Below are 20,327 nucleotides of genomic sequence, written 5' to 3' on the forward strand. Positions count from 1 at the left end.
CCGAAAATCGGAATCGATTTTCGGGCCGATGCCTTCGGCGGCTCGCGGCCGGTCATCGCCCTTCCGCCAGCCTCACGGCGGCCTCGGCCGCCGGGATGGCATCCGGGGTGCCCACGGTGATCCAGCGCCCTTCCATGGTCACGCCGTGGAGCCGGCCCTTGGCGATCGCCTGATCGAAATAAAGGTTGAGCGAATGGCGGCCGGCCGGCGCGCCCTCGAAAATACCGGGGTCGACGATTGCCGCGCCGGCATAGATCAAACCATCCGCCGCGCCGTTCGAGCGCGCGAGCCTGCCATCGGCGGCACGCAGGAAGTCGCTGCCGCCGCTGTGACCCGTCGCCGATTGGAAGTCCGCCAGCATCAGCAAGATATCCATTCTCGACGCGTCCCATGCAAGGGCAAGCCAGTCGAGATTGAGAACCGAGCGATCGATCCAGAACGTATCGGCATTGAGGACGAAGAACGGCTGCTCGCCGAGCATCGGCAGCGCACGAACGATGCCGCCTGCCGAATCCAGCAGGCCATCGCGCTCGTCCGATATGACAACCTTCGGCTCCTGCCTTTCAGCCACATGGGCGATGATCTGGTCGGCCAGGTAATGGACGTTGACAACGGCTTTCGACACCCCGGCCGCGGCAAGGCTGTCCAGCCCCCAGTCGAGCAGGGTCTTGCCGGCGATCTTCACCAGCGGCTTCGGCAATGTCGCGGTGATCGGCAGCAACCGCTTGCCCAGTCCGGCCGCCAGCACCATCGCCACGTCGGGCTTTTCCTGTCCGCTCATAAAACGCGCTCCTCGAGGAAGCCGGATTTTTCATAGAGCGCCCGCAGTTCTGCAAGCGAGGAATGCACCAGCACCCGCCGCAGATAGTCGCGGATCCTCGGCAGGTGCCGGAGATAGTCGGGCTTGCCGTCGCGCCGGTACAGCCGCACGAAAATGCCGAGTATCTTGGAATTGCGCTGCGCGGCCATGATCGCATAGGCCTCGGCGAAGCCGTCCACGTCGAAACCGCCGGTTCGCTGCCTGGCCGCGACATAGGCCTCGACCGCCGTCTTCTCCAGCTCCGGCGTCATGGTAACCCGCGCGTCGAGTGCGAACGAAGCGACGTCGTAGGCGGTCGGGCCGATCAGGCCGTCCTGGAAATCGACGATGCCCAGACGGTAATGGCCGGTCCTGTCGCCGCGCCAGACGATGTTGGGTGACTGGAAATCGCGGTGCATGAAGCCGTATTGCTTGCCTTCAAGCCTGTCGAAGACGCGATTCCACGCCTGCGTGAAAGCGTTGCGCTCGGCAGACTCTGCCGCCCTGCCGAAGGCTTCGGGCACGTACCAGTCGAGCAGCAGCTCGACCTCGATCATCATGGCGTCGCGGTCGAAAGGCGGAATGCGGTGCACGACGCCGGGCGCCGCTTCAGCCTCATCCGGCCAGTCCCTGACATGCATTGCCGCCAGCAATTCGGCGGCGGCTGTAAGGCGCTCCGGCACCGGTAGGCCCGCTTCGTCGAGGAAGTTGCCGGTGCCGAGATTCTCGATCAGGAGGAAGCCCGCGTCGAGATCCCGTTCGAATATTTCGGGAACGGTCACGCCGTTCTTCTTCAGCATGCGGGCGATGGCGACGAAAGCCGCCACCGTCTGCGCCGTGTGTGCGATCTCGGCGTAGGGCTTGCCGTCGCGGACGGGCGGCCCGAGCACCAGCCGCGGCGAGTTCATCAGGATGCGCGAGGGCAGCGCAGCGGCCGTCACGGTCTCGTAGCTGCGTGCCGAGGCATCGCCCGAAAAGAGCGCGCGATCGGCGTCGCCATTGCCGGTGCGATCGAGAAAATCACGCGCCGCAAACGAGCGTGCGATGCGCGAAAGCGCCGCCTCGGGGCCGCTCAGCACCGCGCGGCGGCCATCGCCTTCATGCTCCAGCGTAATGAAAATCGTGCCAGCCGGGAGATGACTGCCAGCCTTTTCCGGCCATTCGATGATGGCGACGCCATTCTTGCCGGCCTCGTCGAAGCCCAGTTCGTCGAGTTCGTCCACGGACGAAAGCCGGTAGAGATCGAAATGCTGGACGGCGAGCCGCGTCTCGTAGCTCTGCACCAGCGTGTAGGTCGGGCTCGGCACCTCGAGGTCGGGATCGGCGGCCAGCGCGCGGATCAACCCGCGCGCCAGGGTGGTCTTGCCAGCGCCCAGATCGCCCCGCAAGGCCAGCACGTCGCCATTGCGCAAGGCCGCCGCGATATCCTGGCCGAGCAGCACCGTGGCGCGGTCATTGGCCAGGCTGCATTCCAGCACGCTGCCGTCCATGAAGCGCCGCTACTCCGCTGCCGCCCTGGCCTGCGCCGGGACCATCGGAAACTGGCAGACGACCGTGGTGCCACGATCCTTCGCCGAATCGATGCGGACGCTGCCGCCATGGAGTTCGACGAAGCTCTTGACGATCGACAGGCCGAGTCCGGCGCCACGGCGGCGGCCGCCATTGGAGCGCGGCTCGAAACGCCGGAACACGGTGTCCAGCACGTCCGGCGCCATGCCCGGACCGTCGTCATGCACCGAGAATTGCACGTTGCCGGCCGACATTTCGCAGGTCAGGCCGATCGTGGAGCCTTCCGGCGCATAGTTGGCGGCGTTGCTCAGAAGATTGAAAAGCACCTGGCGCACCCGGTTCTCGTCGCCGTTGAAGCTTTTGGGCGCGCGCGACACGTCGATATCCAGCACGATCGCATGTTCGCGCAGCCTTTCCGTCACCAGGTCGGAGGCAGCGCGGATGGTGCTGTCGACGAGGATTTCGCCGACATCCAGCTCCATGATGCCGGCATCGACGGTGGCAAGGTCGAGAATGTCGTTGACGATGGTGAGCAGCACCGACGACGAGGAGCCGATGTGGCCGACATAGTCGCGCTGGCGCGGCGTCAGCGGCCCGGTGTCGGGCAGGGCCAGAAGTTCGGTGAAGCCGATGATGTTGGTGAGCGGCGAGCGCAGCTCGTAGGAAACGTGCTGCACGAAATCGTTCTTCAGCTGGTCGGCGCGCTGCAACGCTTCGTTCTTTTCCTTCAGCGCCTTCTCGACATTGGCGCTGTCGGTCACGTCGACGAACGTCATCATCACCTGGCCGTTGGGCAGGTGGATGATGGCGTAGTGCAGGATGTTGCCGTTCTTCAGCTCGGCTTGTCCATCGCGGTCGCGGCGCTCGTCGTCGAAGCCGGTCACCGCTGCGACAAAGCCTGCCCACGGGCTGTCCTCGGTCAGGATATCGCAGACAGCCCTGATTTCCGAGACATGGGTGTTGGGCTTGACGAAATCTGCGTCCAGCCCCCACAGCGTCGAGAAGGCGGGATTGGCAAGCCTGACGCGGCCGTCCGGCCCGAAGACGGCGACGCCCTCGGCCAGGTTGTCGAGGGTTTCGCCCTGCACCCGCACCGCGGAGTTGTAGCGGCTTTCCAGGTCTATCTTCTCGGTGAGGTTCTCAAACACCCAGGTGACGCCGCCCTTCGGCTGCGGATTGGCGATGACGCGGATGGTGCGGCCGTCGGGTAGATGCCACCAGTGTTCCTGCGGATCGACCGAACGGTAGGCGTTCAGCACATTTTCCTTCCAGCGCCGCCACTCCGGCTGTTCGGCGAGCTTGCCGTCGGTGCGCAGCCGGTCGAGCAGGATGGCATTGTCGGGCGCGCTGGCAAGGAACTTGGTGTCGAGATCCCACAATTTCTGGAACGCCTGATTGTGGAACACCAGCTTGCCATCGGCATCGAACGAGGCGACGGCGGTGGTCAATTGGTCAAGCGTGTCCGCATGGCTGCGCACCATGCGCTCATATTCGGCGCGGATGCTCTCGGCGGCGGTCATGTCCACGGCAATGCCGGCCGAGCCGCCGCCGCCGGCAACGTCGGTGATGGCGAACATGCGGCGGTCGCCCTCCACCACGGTCGACATGGTCTGTTCGAAAACCGCCTGGCCGGCCTGGTGCTTCGCCACCGCTTCGCGGGCCTGGCTGCCGAGGAATTCCCTGCCGTCGCGCACGGCCGCCGCCCCGTTCTCGGCTTCGACGGCTTTCGCGAAAGCCCGGTTCACCCATTTCAGCCCGCCGTCGGCGCTACGGACCCAGAATGGCATGGCAAGCGCGTCGAGCAGGCCCAGAATGGTTTCGCGGTCGGCCGAAAGCCGCTGGTTTTCAAGCTTCAGCCGCGCGGCAAGGCGGTGGGTCTCCGACAGCGATACGAAGCGGACCAGAATGTGCGCGGCGGTCTTGCGGCCATGCACCTCCAGCGGCGCGGATTTGTGGGTCTCGACGACGAGGTCGAAGGCGGTCGCCTTTTCGCGGAGCGCCGTCACCGCCTGCTCCAGCGCCGCCGCCGAGCGCGGCATCAGCCAGCGCCCGAAGGCCAGGAAGCTGCTGCGGTCCTCGGGCGCTCCGGTTTCGGCCGGCAGCGCGCCGACGACCTCGGGCTTCGACTTCTCGCCGGCCCACACCACGATGCGCTGGTCGCGCAGGTTGAGCAGCGCCTCCGAACGCTGCAGCGAAGCGTTGACGTCGGCCAGACGGGCGCGCAGCAGCACGTTCTCGGCAGCCGTGCGGCCCCTCTCGCGGATAAGCCAGATGGCCGAAAGCAGCGCGGCACCCATGACGCCGGCAAAGACGGCGGCCTGCATGACTTCGGCGGTGCCGACGGAAATGCCGGTGTCCTCGACGGCCTGCGCGATGGCCTGCGTGGGCAATGCGGCGGAGATCGAGAGCAGGGCGCCGCGGCGCCATGTCCGTATGATCGCGGCAGGCCACAGCCTGTGCATGCGGGAGCTTTCGTCGTGCCCGCTGGAATCGATATGGCCGCCGGAACCGGCGCTTCCCGCTCGACGCGGGCGTTCCCCTGGCATGTCTTGTCCTCTCCGCCGCCTCAAGACCGCCTGAGCGTGCCCCTTAGTCCCCTGACCCCGGAGCCTGAGGCGTCGCGAATCACCTCACTGTACCTGTTGAGCGAATCGCCGTGAAGAAGGCAGGCGGGCAAAAAGAAGCCGGGCGAAAAGTCAATCGCCCGGCTTCAATATCTTGTATGTACTGGTTACAAAATCAGTACCTGTAGTGTTCCGGCTTGAACGGACCCTGCGGGGTGACGCCGATATAGGCGGCCTGTTCGCCGGAGAGTTCGGTCAGCTTGGCGCCGAGCTTGTCGAGATGCAGGCGCGCGACCTTTTCGTCGAGGTGCTTGGGCAGAACGTAGACCTCGTTCTTGTACTGGCCGGCCCTCGAATAGAGCTCGATCTGGGCCAGCACCTGGTTGGTGAACGAGGCCGACATGACGAAGCTCGGGTGGCCGGTCGCGTTGCCGAGGTTGAGCAGGCGGCCTTCCGACAGGAGCAGCAGGCGCTTGCCATCCGGGAAGGTGACCATGTCGACCTGCGGCTTGACGTTGGTCCATTTGAGGTTGCGCAGCGCGGTGACCTGGATCTCGTTGTCGAAGTGGCCGATGTTGCCGACGATGACCATGTCCTTCATGGCACGCATGTGGTCGAGGGTGATGACGTCCTTGTTGCCGGTCGTGGTGATGACGATGTCGGCGGTCGGCGCGGCATCCTCGAGCGTGACGACCTCGAAGCCGTCCATGGCGGCCTGCAGCGCGCAGATCGGGTCGACTTCGGTGACCTTGACGCGGGCGCCGGCGCCCTTGAGCGAAGCCGACGAGCCCTTGCCGACATCGCCGTAACCGCAGACGACGGCGACCTTGCCGGCCATCATCACGTCGGTGCCGCGGCGGATGCCGTCGACCAGCGATTCCTTGCAGCCATACTTGTTGTCGAATTTCGACTTGGTGACGCTGTCGTTGACGTTGATCGCCGGGAAGGGCAGCAGGCCCTTCTTCTGCAGCTGGTAGAGACGGTTGACGCCGGTCGTGGTCTCCTCGGTGACGCCACGGATGGCGGCCTTGTGCTTGGCGAAGAAGCCCGGCGTCGCCGCCATGCGCTTCTTGATCTGCGCGAACAGGATTTCTTCCTCTTCGCTGCCCGGATTGGACAGCACGTCCTCGCCGGCCTCGGCGCGCGCGCCGATCAGGATGTACATGGTGGCGTCGCCGCCGTCGTCGAGGATCATGTTGGTGGCGCCGCCGTCGGACCACTGGAAGATCTGGTCGGTGTACTGCCAGTATTCCTCAAGCGTCTCGCCCTTGATGGCGAAGACAGGAATGCCGGCTTCGGCGATCGCTGCCGCGGCATGGTCCTGCGTGGAGAAGATGTTGCAGGAGGCCCAGCGGATGTCGGCGCCGAGTTCCTTCAGCGTCTCGATCAGCACCGCCGTCTGGATGGTCATGTGCAGCGAGCCGGAAATGCGCGCGCCCTTCAGCGGCTTCTTTTCGCCGAATTCCTCGCGGCAGGCCATCAGGCCCGGCATTTCGGTCTCGGCGATCTCGATTTCCTTGCGGCCCCAGCCCGCCAGGGAAATATCTGCAACAACGTAATCTTTGCCAGCGGCCATGGTCGTACTCCGATGAAATGGACGAAAGCGCATCGCAGCCGAAGGCCGGCGGACCCGCGCAAATTTGCGCCCTGACTAGCAGATCGGGCTAGCGGCGACAATGGATATAAAGAAATCTTTATTCGTGCATGTGTTCACGCAGCACGGATCCGCTCAGAGGCTGTTTGATAACTCGCTGCGGTGAGTCAAATGGCGGTGGTTTCGAGAACCGGAGCGGAGCGTACTTATAGTACGTGAGCACCGGAAGCGCAGAAAACGCCGTCAGTTGGCCGCCGCAGTAGGGTTAGCGAACAGGCTCTCAGATTTCTTCGCCGAAGCGCGAGGCAATCAGCGTTTCCAGCGCCGCCATGACCGCTTCGGCGTCCGGCCCGCTGGAGGAAACGCGGATGCGGCAGCCGGGGCTGGCCGCCAGCATCATCAGGCCCATGATCGACGTTCCGCCGACGGTGGTGCCGTCCTTCTCCACGTCGACGACGGCGTCGAACCCGCTCACCAGCGAGACGAACTTGGCGGAAGCCCGCGCGTGCAGGCCGCGCTGGTTGACGATTTCGAACTCACGCATCAGCGGCTGGCGGTCTTGGCGCGCATTCGAACCGGTCATTTGCTGCTCAGGAGCTGGCTAGCGACGTTGATGTATTTGCGGCCGGCTGCCTGCGCCTGCGTCAGCGCCATGTCCATGTCGTCGCCGGCGCGCACGCTGGACAGCTTGATCAGCATCGGCAGGTTCATGCCCGCGATGACTTCGACGCGGCCGGGCTCCATCACCGAAATCGCCAGGTTGGACGGCGTTCCGCCGAACATGTCGGTCAGGATGACGACGCCGGCGCCGCTGTCGGCACGCGCCACGGCATCGACGATGTCGCGGCGGCGCTGTTCCATATCGTCATCAGCGCCGATGGCGACGGTTTCGAACTTTTCCTGGGGTCCGACGACGTGCTCCACGGCGTTACGGAATTCCTCGGCCAGTTGACCGTGCGTTACAAGCACGAGTCCTATCATGCTGCTTTGGCTCCCGTCATGGCCTCTTCGGCGCATCGTTTTTCGGCCGCTTTTCCCGCTGGCCCCGCGGCAAGAGCGCTATCTTGTCGACGCGCGGTCCGTTGACAAGCACAATTTTGAAACAATTTTGAAATCGGATCGGCCATTTTGACGCATTTCGAAGCACTGTCCTGCGGGTCTGCCTGAGCATTTTGCAGCCGGGCGGAAACGCCTCGCGTCGCACAAATGCGGCTAAAACAAACAGATAGGGCCTTATGCATGGGTGTCAGCCTGAATGCATCGCGCTCTGCCGGAAGGGCGGGGCTGAAAACCAGCTGGCGACGGCAAGGACGGCGGCCTGCGCGTTGCCGGCAGCGAGTTGGAGGCAAGGGATATCGCAACCGGCCAGCGATTCGGTCCCTGCTTCCTGGAACCGTTGCGCACTTGCCGCCGGAACCAGCCTGACCAGCAGGTCGGCGATCATGCCCGGCTCGAAGTCCAGCGGCCGCGGCCCGACGCCGTGGATTTCAGCCAGGCCGGCGATCGTGCTGGGCGCCCGGCAGAAAATCCGGCCATTCCTTGCCGAGATCAAAATCTGGTCGTCCGAGACGAGGCGGGCAAAGCGTCCATGCCGGGCAAAGCCCTCGATCAGGGCAAGCGCGAGCGTCGTCTTGCCCGAGCCCGACGCGCCGGCGATCAGGACGCCGCGGTCGCCAAGCAGCAGCGCCGACGCGTGCAGGTTCTGCCCGGCCACTTAACCCTCGGCCGGCAGCGTCATCACGAAGCGCGCGCCCCGGATCTCGCCGGGCTTGCCGCCGGGAATGTTCTCGGCGGTGAGCGTGCCGCCATGCGCCTCGACGATCTGCCGGCTGATCGACAGGCCGAGGCCGGAGTTCTGGCCGAACGCCTCGCCTGCCGGCCTGTCGGTATAAAACCGCTCGAAGATGCGGTCGATGTTGTCGGCGCGAATGCCGGGGCCATTGTCCTCGATGGCGACGACGACATGTTTTCCAACCCGCGACAGGCTGATGCCGATGCGACCGGTATCGTCGGGAACGAAGGAACGGGCGTTTTCGATCAGGTTGGTGAAGACCTGGCCGAGACGAAGATCGTGACCCAGCACATTGTAGCTCTTGGCGCCCTGCGGCAGCTTTTCGGCGGTGAATTCGATCTCGACTTGTTTCTTGTGCCGGCCGGCGTCGAGCGAGGCCCCGGCGATATCCGTCAGGAACTGGCGCATGTCGATGCGCTGGGCATCGTCGCGGGCGAGTTCGGCATCCAGCCGGGATGCGTCCGAAATGTCGGTGATCAGGCGGTCGAGCCGGCGCACGTCGTGCTGGATGACCTCCATCAGGCGGCCGCGCGACGCGTCGTTCTTGGCCAGCGGCAGGGTCTCGACGGCGCTGCGCAGCGACGTCAGCGGGTTCTTCAGTTCGTGCGACACGTCGGCGGCGAAACTCTCGATCGCCTCGATCCGCGCATAAAGCGCGTTTGTCATCTCGCGCAAAGCAACCGACAGGTTGCCGATCTCGTCCTGGCGGTCCGAGAAATCTGGGATTTCCTCGCGGCTCTTGACGCCGCGGCGCACCCTGACCGCCGCCGCGGAAAGCCGACGCAGCGGGTTGGCGATGGTCGAGGCGAGCAGCATCGACAGCACCACCGTCACCATGGCCGCGACGCCGAACACCCGCAGGATGGCCTTGCGTTCCTCGGCGACGATCTTGTCGATGTCGCCGCCCTGCGTCGACAGCATCAGCACGCCCATGACGGCGCGGAAGCGCTGGATCGGCACCGCGACGGAAACGATCTGCTCGCCCTGCTCGCTGACGCGAACCACCTTGGACGGCACGCCGGTCAGCGCGCCCATCACTTCGGGGAACGCCGCGCCGTTGCCGCCCGGCTGCTCCTTGTAGACCGGCAGTTCGGTGTTGCGAAAAAAGCCCGAGACAAGCTTCTCGGCTTTCGCCAGCAGGCTCTCGTCCTCTTCCTCGACGGGAGGCAGGTCGTAGCGCAGGATCTGGCCGCGCGAATAGAGATGCCGCGAATCGAGCAGCAGGTTGGCATCGCGGTCGTAGATGCGGGCGCGGGTGCGGGTCGGCGAGATCAGCCGCCGCAGCACCGGCGCCACGCGTTCGGGATTGATCGGGAAATCGAGGCTGTCGAGCTGGTCGGAGCCCGGCGCCAGGCTCTCGCCGGCCTGCAGTTCCAGAAGCTTCTCCGGGTCGATGCGGATCGAATCGGTCTCGACGGTTGCCGAGGCGGCAATGGCGCCGGCGATGATCTCGCCCTGGGTCATCAGGCTTTCGACGCGGGCCTCGATCAGCCCGTCGCGAAACTGGTTGAGATAGAGGATGCCGATGACCAGCACGCCTAGCCCGGCAAGGTTGAGGAACAGGATGCGCCGCGTCAGGCTCGAAAACATGTAGTGGCCGAGCAGCCGCTGCAGCCTGTGAGTCAGCTTGGCCAGCAGGACGGGCGACAGCCCGGGCCGTTTCGCCGCGCCCCCCGGCGCTTTCAGCTGTGTATCAACCGCCATCTACAACAACTCGTGCCCGGGACGGCTTACGCCTCGCGAAAACGGTAGCCGACCCCATAAAGCGTTTCGATCATGTCGAAGTCGTCATCGACCGCCTTGAACTTCTTGCGCAGCCGCTTGATGTGGCTGTCGATCGTGCGATCATCGACATAGACCTGCTCGTCATAAGCCGAATCCATCAGCGCGTCACGACTTTTGACGACGCCAGGGCGTTGCGCCAGCGAATGCAGGATCAGGAATTCGGTCACCGTCAGCGTCACCGGCTCGCCCTTCCAGGTACAGGTATGGCGTTCCTGGTCCATGACAAGCTGGCCGCGCTCCAGCGAGCGCGCCTGCTGGCTCGGCGTCTTGGCAGCGGCGTCGCGGGCGCCGGCCCGGCGCAGCACCGCCTTCACCCGCTCGACCAGGAGGCGCTGCGAGAAGGGTTTGCGGATAAAATCGTCGGCGCCCATCTTGAGCCCGAAAAGCTCGTCGATCTCATCGTCCTTCGAAGTGAGGAAGATGACCGGCAGGTCGGTTTTCTGGCGCAGCCGACGCAAAAGCTCCATGCCGTCCATGCGCGGCATCTTGATGTCGAGGATCGCCAGATTCGGCGGCCGCGCCGCCAGCCCCTCAAGCGCCGAGGCCCCATCGGTGTAGGTCTCCACACGATAGCCTTCGGACTCCAGTGCGATCGACACCGAGGTCAGAATATTCCGGTCGTCGTCGACAAGCGCGATCGTTGCCATATCAAGCTGCTCCCTCATGAGCGGTGTCCCTTCCTGTAGCGGAAGGGCTTTAGGCGGACAAATTGGGTACAAAATGTGGCATGGTCTCCCGGCAATGTCACAGATAGGCGGCGGGCGCCACCCCCAATTTCCGCCGGGAGGCAGGCGTCGTGCTGGTTCGGGCAGGCGGTGCGGGTGCGACAAACCTGCTCAATTCTAAACGATTTAAACGAATTTAAAATCTTTAAATCGATTAAATATTTGAAATCGCTGATCTTTTCTGTTTCTGACCTCTTTATCCCTGTTTCGCTCGCTAGACGCGGCTGGATGCGGGAGAGCGAAAAATGCGGCATCGCGGCAAATGGGAGCCAGAATGAGCGAAATCGGCAAACGCAACCCCGCTTGCGGGATCGACACGGCTGGCCTGAAAACGACCGGCAAGGTCCACTACAATCTCGGCGTGGCACTCCTCGCCGAAGAGGCGATCCGCCGTGGCGAGGCCAGGCTGACGGCGCATGGCGCCATTGTCGCCGATACCGGCCAGTACACCGGCCGCTCGCCCAAGGACAAGTTCGTGGTGCGCGACGAGAGCACCGAGGCGAACGTCTGGTGGGACAACAACAACGCGATGACGCGGGCCGAGTTCGACGCCCTCCACGCCGATTTCCTGGCGCATGCCGCCACCAGGGATCTGTTCGTGCAGGATCTGATCGGCGGCGCCGACCGTTCGCTCTCCCTGCCGACCCGCGTGGTCACCGAATACGCCTGGCATTCGATGTTCATCCGCAACCTGCTCATCCGCCCCGACGAGGCGGAACTGGCGGGCTTCGTGCCGAAGATGACGATCATAGACCTGCCGTCGTTCCGCGCCGACAAGGCCCGCCATGGCGGCCGCGGCGAGACGCTGATCGCGGTCGACCTGACCCGCATGATCGTTCTGATTGGCGGCACCCAGTATGCCGGCGAAATGAAGAAGTCGGTGTTCACCGCGCTCAACTACATCCTCCCCGCCAAGGGGGTGATGCCAATGCATTGCTCGGCCAATGAGGGGCCTGACGGCGACGCCGCGGTGTTCTTCGGCCTGTCGGGCACCGGCAAGACGACGCTGTCGGCCGACCCGAAGCGCACGCTGGTCGGCGACGACGAGCATGGCTGGGGTCCACACGGCATCTTCAACTTCGAGGGCGGCTGCTACGCCAAGACGATCCGCCTGTCGGCGGAGGCCGAACCGGAAATCTTCGCGACGACACGGCGCTTCGGCACCGTGCTCGAGAATGTCATCCTCGACGAAAACCGCGTCCCGGATTTCAACGACGGTTCGCGCACCGAAAACACCCGCTGCGCCTATCCGCTGGACTTCATCCCGAATGCCAGCGCCACCGGTCGCGCCAGCCATCCCAAGAACATCATCATGCTGACGGCAGACGCCTTCGGCGTGATGCCGCCCATCGCCAAGCTGACGCCGGCGCAGGCGATGTATCATTTCCTTTCCGGCTACACCGCCAAGGTCGCCGGCACCGAGCGCGGCGTCACCGAGCCGGAAGCGACGTTCTCGACCTGCTTCGGCGCGCCGTTCATGCCGAGGCACCCGTCGGAATACGGCAACCTTTTGCGCCAGCTCATCGCCGAGCACAATGTCGACTGCTGGCTGGTCAACACCGGCTGGACCGGCGGCGCCTATGGCGTGGGCAAGCGCATGCCGATCAAGGCGACGCGCGCGCTGCTGTCGGCCGCACTTGACGGCTCGCTCAACACAGCCGAATTCCGCACCGACGCCAATTTCGGCTTCGCGGTGCCGGTCGAGGTGCCGGGCGTCGACACGGCCATCCTCGATCCGCGCTCTACCTGGGCCGACAAGGCGGCATATGATCGGGCGGCAAAACGCCTGGTCGGCATGTTCATCGATAATTTCGGCAAGTTCGAAGCGCATGTCGACGCCTCGGTGCGGGGCGCGGCGCCGCAATTGCGCGATGCGGCCGAGTAATTCGGCGGGGGACAATCGACGTCTCCCGAAAAGGCCCGGCACTGCCGGGCCTTTTCTTTTGTCCGGCTGCAGGGCATGCCTTGCGCAGGAGGATGTTATCCCATGACCGCTGCAGGCATCGATGTCGCGCCGGGCGCTTTCATTGGCGAGGACGACCTCGTCGAAAACTTCATCCGCTCCTCGGGCCCGGGCGGCCAGAATGTCAACAAGGTCGCCACCGCCGTGCAGCTGCGCTTCGATGCCCGCAACGCGGCGGGCCTTTCCGACTATGTGCGCGAGCGCACGATCCAGCTTGCCGGCCAGCGCGCCACCAAGGATGGGGTCATCGTCATCGAGGCCGGCCGTTTCCGCACCCAGGAGCAGAACCGCGCCGACGCCCGCGCGCGGCTGACGGCGCTGGTGGCCAAGGCGGCGGAGCCGCCGCCCAAGCCGCGCAAGAAGACCAGGCCATCGAAAGGCGCTGTCGAAAGGCGGCTGAAAAGCAAGGCCGGGCGCTCCACTGTCAAGAAACTGCGCGGGAAGGTCGAGAGCGACTGAACCACCGCTGCACGGCCTGATTGCAGCTTCCAATTTGCGGCGGCAAATGCCAGATTTCGATGGGCGCTATTGCATGTCGCCCGAAAGTGTCTTCGGTTTCGGGAGAAACGACATGCACAACCGAGAAGCTACAGCGCGGCGGCGCCGTAGCAGGCAGCAAGGAGATTTCTGATTATGGGTATGTTCGATTTCGTCAAATCCGTCGGCAAGAAGCTTGGCTTCGGCGACGAAGAAGCGCCGAAGGCGGAGGAGCTGAAAAAGGAACTGGATTCCCACAAGCTGGGCACCGACAACGTCCAGGTCGTTGTCAAGGGCGACACCGCCGTGCTGACCGGCGTGGTCAAGGATCAGTCGATCTTTGAAAAGGCGGTCATCGCCGTCGGCAACACGCTTGGCGTCTCCAAGGTGCAGGCCGACGAGCTGAAGGTGGTGGCGCCCGATTCCGGGCTGAAGCTCGACGGCAAGGTCGACATGACCGAGCTGGTCAAGGCGGCGACACCGGCCAAGGAGCCGCGCTTCTACACCGTGAAGAAGGGCGACAACCTCTCGAAGATCGCCGAGGCTCAGTACGGCAAGGGCAAGGCTTCGAAATACACCGTCATCTTCGAGGCCAACAAGCCGATGCTGAAGCATCCAGACAAGATCTATCCCGGCCAGGTGCTTCGCATCCCCGATCTGGAAACGGCTTGACAGCCTGAGCTCCCGTAACCTTCACTCGGCGGACGACGGCGGCTTGACGGCCGCCGTTTTCATTTCAACGAGGTGAAGGTCGAAGATCATGCAGGTTCTTCCGCGGGGCGTGCGGCACATGCCGGGCTATATCGGCCGCGACGACCAGGTGGCGCTGGTCGAGGATATCCGCGCCGTCGTGCAGGCCGCGCCACTCTACGTGCCGACCATGCCCCGCACCGGCAAGCCGATGAGCGTCAGAATGACGAATTGCGGGACGCTCGGCTGGGTGACCGACAAGGATGGAGGCTACCGCTACCAGGCCATGCACCCGCAAACCGGCGCGCCCTGGCCGGCAATCCCGGAGCGGCTGCAGCGCCTGTGGCAGGAGGTTTCCGGCTTCCCCCATCCGCCGCAGGCATGCCTGGTCAATTTCTATGATGCCAGCGCAAGGATGGGCATGCACCAGGATCGCGACGAGCAGGATTTCGACGCTCCCGTGGTTTCGGTCTCGCTGGGCGATAGCTGCCTGTTTCGCGTCGGCCAGACCGCGCGCGACGGGCAGACGGTGTCGTTCAGGCTGTCGAGTGGCGATGTCGTGGTGCTCGGCGGCGAAGGCCGGCTGGCCTTCCACGGCGTCGACCGCATCTATCCGTCGACGTCGGCCCTGCTCAGGAATGGCGGGCGCATCAACCTGACGCTCAGGCGGGTGACCAGACCCGCCTGAGCGGCCCAAAGCGTGTCGCGATCTTTCAAGGCTTGCCCGAGAAGCTTTTCGCCTCCTTCGGCGAATTGACCATCACGCCGTCCGCGCCAAGGGCGACGGCCTTGTGATAGTCGTCGAGCGAGTTGATGCCGAACAGGATGATATGAGCAGCACCTTTGGAACGGAAGCAATCCATAGCCTCCTTGTCCCAGGTTAGCTCCGCTTTGGATATGCCCTCGCCGAGGGTGTATTTTTCGACCACCTCGACCTCTCGCGCCAGTTCCAGCCCATGCCAGCGCGGGGCGCTGTTGTCGGCCGTCAGGTCGCATTGGTGAGCCATGGTGACGTTGGCCAGCAACGTTCGCGTATCGTCGCGCGCTTCAAATCGCCGGACCGCCGAGGGAAGTGCCTGCAAATACTTGGTATCGGTGGAATAGACACGGGTACGATCGAGGCTTTGGCTTGCTTCCAGCGTGGCCAGCAGAGCCTTGCCAAGCTGTTCGGGGTTGGCGTCCGGCGACTTGATGTCGATGTAAAACTTGGTCTTGGGAAACGCCTGCAGCACGGCGTCCAGGCGGGGAATGCCTATGCCCTTGCCGCGGAAGGGGTGGTTCTGCCCCTTGTCGTGGGAAAAGGCCCAGCCCGCATCCGTCCCGGCCAGTTCCGAGGCAGTGTAAGCGGATACCGGACCGCTCATGTCGGTCAGGCTTTTCAGATCGGACGGCCGGTAGAGCACGATCACCCCGTCCTTGGATTCCTGCACGGTCACCCAGACGGCGTCGGCGCCGTTGTCGAGTGCGGTCTGTATGGCGACGAGGGTATTCTCCGGGGCGTCGGCCGTGCCGCCGCGATGAGCGATGATTTCCGGCGAGCCGGCAAAGGCTGCCCCGATGCCGAACGCGCCGATAATCGCCAGCGAGGCCAGCCGACGGAACGCCATTTTCCTCATTACGAAAGGAACCCTCATCATGGATTTTTCCCCCTCGAACACACGACCGCGCATTCCGGCGAAGTCGGCCATCATGCCAATCGAAGGCGGCAGCGCTGGAGGCGATTTCGCTCGGACGGGCGGATGATGTTTCGGAACGGAATGCAAGTCAAGGTAGCGTGAATGGCTCGAACACCCTCAAAGCTTGCGCAGCGCGACTTCCTCGACCCGATGGTTGGCACCCTTGCGCAGGATGAGATCGGCGCGCGGCCGCGTCGGCAGGATGTTTTCCTTGAGGTTCTTCAGGTTGATGTTGTTCCACAGGCCTTCGGCGATCGCCTTGGCGGCATCTTCGGAAAGCTGCGAATAGCGGTGGAAGAACGAATCGGGGTTGCGGAAAGCGGTCTCGCGCAGCCGCATGAAACGGGCGATGTACCACTGGTGGATCTGCTCTTCCTCGGCGTCGATGTAGACCGAGAAATCGAAGAAGTCCGAGACGAAGGGCACCGCCTTGCCGTCGTGCGGCAGTTCCCGCGTCTGCAGCACGTTGAGGCCTTCGAAGATCAGGATATCGGGGCGGTCGATGGTGACGAACTCGCCGGGCACGACGTCATAGGTCAGGTGCGAATAGACAGGCGCGCGGACATTGCGTTGCCCGGACTTGATGCCCGACAGGAACCGTAGCAGGGCGCCGACGTCATAGCTGTCGGGGAAACCCTTGCGCTCCATCAGGCCTTTCTGGCGCAGCGCCGCGTTGGGAAAAAGGAAACCGTCGGTGGTGATCAGGTCGACCTTGGGGCTGGACGGCCAGCGCGCCAGCAATTCCTTGAGCACGCGCGCGGTGGTCGATTTGCCGACCGCCACCGATCCGGCCATGCCGATGATGAAGGGGGTCTTGGCATCCGATGCGTTGAAGAATACCCGCCGCTGGTCGAACAAAAGCTGGCTGGCCTCGACATGCGCCGACAGGAGCCGCGACATCGACAGATAGACCCGGCGCACTTCGTCGAGATCGATCGGATCGTAGAGGGAACTGAGGCGGCGGACTTCGTCGGCGGTCAGCGTCAGCGGCGTGTCGGCGCGAAAAAGCGCCCAGTCCTGCGCCGAAAAGAACCGGTAGGGCGAGTATTTTTCGGTGGGTACGAGCTGGTCCATCAAAACTCACCCTTGCACTGCCGCCGCATCAGGCCGGCTTGCGTGAAGCCTTTTCGGCCAGCCCGGACTGCGCCGTGCGCCGCTCCAACTCCTCCAGAACCGCCGACAGCGGAACGCCGGCGAGCGCCAGAACGACGAGCCAATGATAGAGAAGATCGGCACTTTCCGAAACGAGACCTTCGGCGTCGCCTTTCACGGCGGCGATGACCGTTTCGACGGCTTCCTCGCCGAGTTTCTGAGCCGCCTTGTCCATGCCGCGCGAAAACAGCTTGGCCGTCCACGAATCCTGATCGCCCGATTGCGCGCGCTCGGCAACGATCCTCTCCAGGTCGGCAAGGGAAAATCCGGTCATTTCAGCCCTTTATGACGTCAGGGCCGGAGAGTCGAGTCGCATCGCAAGGCCCGCGGCGGCCATATGCGCCTTCGCCTGGCGAACCGAGTAGGTGCCGAAATGGAAGATCGATGCCGCCAGCACCGCGGTCGCGTGGCCCTCGCGGATGCCGGCGACCATATGGTCGAGATTGCCCACGCCGCCCGAGGCGATGACCGGCGCCCGCACGGCGTCGGCGACGGCGCGCGTGAGCGCGATGTCGTAGCCGATCTTGGTGCCATCGCGGTCCATCGAGGTGAGCAGTATCTCGCCGGCGCCGCGGTCGACGACCTTTCGCGCGAACTCGACGGCATCGATGCCGGTCCTTTCGCGCCCGCCATGGGTGAAGATCTCCCAGCGGTCGTCTTCGCCGGCGCCGGAGACCTTCTTGGCGTCGATGGCCACGACGATGCACTGGTTGCCGAACTTGTCGGCCGCCTCGGCGACGAAATCAGGGTTCTTCACCGCCGCGGTGTTGATCGATACCTTGTCAGCGCCCGCCAAGAGCAGTCTGCGGATGTCGGCGACCTGGCGCACTCCGCCGCCCACCGTCAGCGGCATGAAACACTGCTCGGCGGTCTTGGCCACCACGTCGAAGATCGTCTCGCGGTTGTCGGAAGAAGCGGTGATGTCGAGGAAGCACAATTCATCGGCGCCGGCGGCGTCGTAGGCCTTGGCGGCTTCGACGGGATCGCCGGCGTCGATCAGGTCGACGAAATTGACGCCCTTGACGACACGGCCGTCCTTGACGTCGAGGCAGGGAATGACACGGGCCTTGAGGGTCAACGGGCAGCCTTCATTTCTTGAGTTTTCGCCGCTGCGCGCTCGGGACGCGTCAACTTTCGATTCCCGCGTAGAGGGTGGCGAGATCGATGGAGATGCCAAGCGCAGGCAGGCTGACCGTTTCCTCACGTCCGGCGATGGAGACCGGTCCGTCCCAGCCCCCGCTTTCGTTGCGCGACCACAGCCAGACGCGCGGCTCGTCCTGGGAAAGGATGATATAGTGCCGCAATGTCGGCAATCCGGTGTATTCCGTGACCTTTTCGCCGAAATCCTGGCCGTAGGAGGATGCGGAAAGGATTTCGGCAAGCAGCAGGGGTTCCCTTGCCGTCAGGTCTTTCAGCGTGTCGAATGCGCGATCGACGTAGACGTCGGGGTAGCGCACGCCATCGCTGGTCTTGACGCCGAAATCGGCCGATCCGATGTCGTATTTCGCCAGATCCAGTTGCTGGCCGAGCTGCATGGACAGTCGGAACGCCAGCCGCGCATGCGCCCGCGTCACGTTGATCATCATCTCGACCACCCTCCCGCGCACGAATTCCCGCTTGCCCTCGCGCCCTTCGTTCCAGCGCAGGAATTCATCCGCCGTGGTCGGCATTTTGGTCTGCAGGTTCATCGGCCTAATCTAGCATGCCGCGCGGCGGTTTTGAAACGCCGCGCAAAATCGCCAGCGCTTCCTGCGGGTCGATGCGCCCGTCGTAAAGCGCCCGTCCGGAAATCGCGCCTTCCAGCTTTTTGGCATCGGGCATGGTCATGCGCACGATGTCGGCTATCGACGCCAGGCCGCCCGACGCGATGACAGGGATCGAGACGGCATCGGCGAGATCGATCGTGGCCTCCCAGTTGATGCCGGTGAGCACGCCGTCGCGGTCGATGTCGGTGTAGACGATGGCCGCCACTCCGGCGCCCTCGAACTTTTTCGCCAGTTCTATGACGCCAAGCCTGGAGGCCTTGGCCCAGCCTTCGACGGCGACCTTGCCGCCCTTGGCGTCGATGCCCACGGCGACCTTTCCCGGGAATTTCCGGCAGGCTTCCTTGACCAGCTCCGGGTTCTTCACCGCGACGGTGCCGAGGATCACGCGGGCGAGCCCCTTCTCCAGCCAGGCTTCGATATGTTCCAGCGTGCGGATGCCGCCGCCGAGCTGCACCGGGTTCCTCGTCGCCTTCAAAATGGCTTCGACCGCCCCTCCATTGACGCTTTCGCCGGCAAAGGCGCCGTTGAGATCGACGACGTGCAGCCATTCGAAGCCCTGGCCCTCGAAGGCTTTCGCCTGCGCTGCAGGGTCGGCGTTGTAGACGGTCGCCTGTTCCATGTCGCCGAGCTTCAGGCGCACGCACTGGCCGTCTTTCAGGTCGATCGCGGGATAAAGGATCAAGGCTTCCACCTCAGGAAATTGGCGATCAGGGCAAGGCCGAGCGCCTGGCTCTTTTCAGGATGGAACTGGGTGCCGGCAAAATTGTCGCGCGTCACCGCCGCCGTCACCGGGCCGCCATAGTCTGTCACCGCCAGCACCTCGCCGTCGTTTTTCGCGTCCAGATGATAGGAGTGGACGAAATAGGCATGCAGGCCGTCCGCCCCGGTCGGAATGCCGGCAAAGAGCGGATGCTGACGCTTGAGTTCCAGCGTGTTCCAGCCGATCTGCGGGATTTTCAACGACGGGTCGGCCGGCTGGATCTCCTTCACGTCGCCGGCGATCCAGCCGAAGCCCTTTGTGACCGTCTTTTCCAGCCCGCGCTCGGACATCAGTTGCATGCCCACGCAGATGCCGAGGAACGGCCGCGCCCTGGCGACGGCAACTTCCTCGACCGCCTCCCACATGCCCTCGACGGCGTGCAGGCCCGCCGCGCAATCGGCATAGGCCCCGACGCCCGGCAGGACGATGCGGTCGGCGCCGCGCACACGCCCGGCATCCGCGGTGAGTTCGATCTCGGCGGCGATGCCGGCCTCGCGGGCGGCGCGCTCGAAGGCTTTCGTCGCCGAGCGCAGATTGCCCGAGCCGTAGTCGATGATCGCTACCCTCATCTCAGGACTTGCCCGGATTGAGCAGGAAGCCAAGTGCTGGACCGGGATCAGCCTTGCGCGACGCACTCGCCATCGGCAGCAGGTCGCGATTGTCGAACCCGTCGTCCGCCACGCCGACGGTCTCGATGACATAGCGCGTTTCGGCGGCATCGAGGCTGTCGGCATCGACCACGCCGAATTCATGCCAGCCGCGGCGGCGCAAGGCCGCGATGCGCAGTGCTGCGCCCTCCAGGCCCATGTAAAGCGAAACCAGCAGCGAGAGCAGCGGCGAGGCGAGGCCGAAGCCCGCGACATTGCCAAGCGCGGTCAGGCCTACGGTGACCGCCAGTGCAAACGCGGCCTCGATCCACAACCGATGCCACAGCAGCCACAGCACCGGCACGAAAAAGGCGAGCCAGGCAAAGCCGTCGCGCACGAACACCGCATCGTCGGCATCCCCGCCTCTGCCGCCTTCAGCCTGCATCACCACGTAGCTCGCCATCTCGCTCACCCGTTCCCCGGTTACC

General features: G+C 64.3%; 21 protein-coding genes. 4 read left to right on the plus strand and 17 right to left on the minus strand.

Annotation, left to right across the window (positions count from 1 at the left end):
• Positions 1-52: 52 nt before the first annotated feature.
• The 9 genes from F3H98_RS16745 to F3H98_RS16785 form a co-directional block, all read right to left on the minus strand.
• Positions 53-781: a nucleotidyltransferase family protein gene (locus F3H98_RS16745; RefSeq protein ID WP_149761300.1), complete on the minus strand. Its 729-nt coding sequence runs from the start codon at positions 779-781 to the stop codon at positions 53-55.
• Positions 778-2,289: a tRNA (adenosine(37)-N6)-threonylcarbamoyltransferase complex ATPase subunit type 1 TsaE gene (tsaE, locus tag F3H98_RS16750; protein ID WP_149761301.1), complete on the minus strand. Its 1,512-nt coding sequence runs from the start codon at positions 2,287-2,289 to the stop codon at positions 778-780. The genes F3H98_RS16745 and tsaE overlap by 4 nt, the downstream gene beginning before the upstream one ends.
• Positions 2,290-2,298: 9 nt before the next feature.
• Positions 2,299-4,854 (minus strand): sensor histidine kinase, encoded by a 2,556-nt coding sequence (locus F3H98_RS16755; RefSeq protein WP_149761302.1) that lies wholly within the window; start codon positions 4,852-4,854, stop codon positions 2,299-2,301.
• A 193-nt stretch (positions 4,855-5,047) separates the two neighbouring features.
• A complete protein-coding gene (gene ahcY, locus F3H98_RS16760; protein ID WP_149761303.1) occupies positions 5,048-6,448 on the minus strand; it encodes an adenosylhomocysteinase in 1,401 nt (466 codons plus the stop codon).
• Positions 6,449-6,746: 298 nt separating this feature from the next.
• Complete coding sequence (locus tag F3H98_RS16765) at positions 6,747-7,049, minus strand: HPr family phosphocarrier protein (RefSeq protein WP_149761304.1); 303 nt, start codon at positions 7,047-7,049, stop codon at positions 6,747-6,749.
• Positions 7,046-7,447: a PTS sugar transporter subunit IIA gene (locus F3H98_RS16770; RefSeq protein WP_149761305.1), complete on the minus strand. Its 402-nt coding sequence runs from the start codon at positions 7,445-7,447 to the stop codon at positions 7,046-7,048. The genes F3H98_RS16765 and F3H98_RS16770 overlap by 4 nt, the downstream gene beginning before the upstream one ends.
• Before the next feature lie 265 nt (positions 7,448-7,712).
• A complete protein-coding gene (locus F3H98_RS16775; protein ID WP_149761306.1) occupies positions 7,713-8,180 on the minus strand; it encodes an HPr kinase/phosphorylase in 468 nt (155 codons plus the stop codon).
• Positions 8,181-9,962 (minus strand): sensor histidine kinase, encoded by a 1,782-nt coding sequence (locus F3H98_RS16780; RefSeq protein ID WP_149761307.1) that lies wholly within the window; start codon positions 9,960-9,962, stop codon positions 8,181-8,183.
• Between the two features lie 26 nt (positions 9,963-9,988).
• A complete protein-coding gene (locus F3H98_RS16785; protein ID WP_149761308.1) occupies positions 9,989-10,690 on the minus strand; it encodes a response regulator transcription factor in 702 nt (233 codons plus the stop codon).
• A 352-nt stretch (positions 10,691-11,042) separates the two neighbouring features.
• Between F3H98_RS16785 and F3H98_RS16790 the strand changes: the two genes are divergently transcribed.
• The 4 genes from F3H98_RS16790 to F3H98_RS16805 all read left to right on the plus strand — a co-directional run bounded on the left by F3H98_RS16790 (position 11,043) and on the right by F3H98_RS16805 (position 14,586).
• Positions 11,043-12,653, plus strand: a complete 1,611-nt coding sequence (locus F3H98_RS16790) for a phosphoenolpyruvate carboxykinase (RefSeq protein ID WP_149761309.1) — start codon at positions 11,043-11,045, stop codon at positions 12,651-12,653.
• Between the two features lie 102 nt (positions 12,654-12,755).
• Positions 12,756-13,190 carry an alternative ribosome rescue aminoacyl-tRNA hydrolase ArfB gene (gene arfB / locus F3H98_RS16795; RefSeq protein ID WP_149761310.1) on the plus strand — a complete coding sequence of 145 codons (435 nt, stop codon included), beginning with the start codon at positions 12,756-12,758 and terminating at the stop codon, positions 13,188-13,190.
• Between the two features lie 174 nt (positions 13,191-13,364).
• Entirely contained in the window at positions 13,365-13,880 is a 516-nt protein-coding gene (gene lysM / locus F3H98_RS16800) for a peptidoglycan-binding protein LysM (RefSeq protein ID WP_149761311.1), read from the plus strand.
• A gap of 88 nt (positions 13,881-13,968) precedes the next feature.
• Positions 13,969-14,586 (plus strand): alpha-ketoglutarate-dependent dioxygenase AlkB, encoded by a 618-nt coding sequence (locus F3H98_RS16805; RefSeq protein ID WP_149761312.1) that lies wholly within the window; start codon positions 13,969-13,971, stop codon positions 14,584-14,586.
• Between the two features lie 25 nt (positions 14,587-14,611).
• Here F3H98_RS16805 and F3H98_RS16810 read toward each other — a convergent pair whose 3' ends face one another.
• The 8 genes from F3H98_RS16810 to F3H98_RS16845 form a co-directional block, all read right to left on the minus strand.
• Complete coding sequence (locus F3H98_RS16810; protein ID WP_210249688.1) at positions 14,612-15,535, minus strand: glycerophosphodiester phosphodiesterase family protein; 924 nt, start codon at positions 15,533-15,535, stop codon at positions 14,612-14,614.
• A gap of 156 nt (positions 15,536-15,691) precedes the next feature.
• Positions 15,692-16,648, minus strand: coding sequence for a type I pantothenate kinase (coaA, locus tag F3H98_RS16815; protein WP_149761313.1), 957 nt, complete (start codon positions 16,646-16,648; stop codon positions 15,692-15,694).
• A 28-nt stretch (positions 16,649-16,676) separates the two neighbouring features.
• The gene (locus F3H98_RS16820; RefSeq protein ID WP_149761314.1) at positions 16,677-17,000 is read right to left on the minus strand and encodes a phosphoribosyl-ATP diphosphatase; all 324 of its coding nucleotides are present in this window, start codon (positions 16,998-17,000) and stop codon (positions 16,677-16,679) included.
• Between the two features lie 9 nt (positions 17,001-17,009).
• The gene (gene hisF / locus F3H98_RS16825; protein WP_149761315.1) at positions 17,010-17,804 is read right to left on the minus strand and encodes an imidazole glycerol phosphate synthase subunit HisF; all 795 of its coding nucleotides are present in this window, start codon (positions 17,802-17,804) and stop codon (positions 17,010-17,012) included.
• A gap of 49 nt (positions 17,805-17,853) precedes the next feature.
• A complete protein-coding gene (locus tag F3H98_RS16830; protein ID WP_149761316.1) occupies positions 17,854-18,414 on the minus strand; it encodes a Uma2 family endonuclease in 561 nt (186 codons plus the stop codon).
• A 4-nt stretch (positions 18,415-18,418) separates the two neighbouring features.
• The gene (gene hisA, locus F3H98_RS16835) at positions 18,419-19,174 is read right to left on the minus strand and encodes a 1-(5-phosphoribosyl)-5-[(5-phosphoribosylamino)methylideneamino]imidazole-4-carboxamide isomerase (protein ID WP_149761317.1); all 756 of its coding nucleotides are present in this window, start codon (positions 19,172-19,174) and stop codon (positions 18,419-18,421) included.
• The gene (gene hisH, locus F3H98_RS16840) at positions 19,171-19,821 is read right to left on the minus strand and encodes an imidazole glycerol phosphate synthase subunit HisH (protein ID WP_149761318.1); all 651 of its coding nucleotides are present in this window, start codon (positions 19,819-19,821) and stop codon (positions 19,171-19,173) included. The genes hisA and hisH overlap by 4 nt, the downstream gene beginning before the upstream one ends.
• A gap of 1 nt (position 19,822) precedes the next feature.
• Positions 19,823-20,302, minus strand: coding sequence for a DUF2628 domain-containing protein (locus F3H98_RS16845; protein ID WP_149761442.1), 480 nt, complete (start codon positions 20,300-20,302; stop codon positions 19,823-19,825).
• Positions 20,303-20,327 lie beyond the last annotated feature (25 nt).

The organism is Neomesorhizobium albiziae (assembly GCF_900114255.1).
In the GTDB taxonomy this organism is placed as follows: Bacteria; Pseudomonadota; Alphaproteobacteria; order Rhizobiales; family Rhizobiaceae; genus Neomesorhizobium; species Neomesorhizobium albiziae.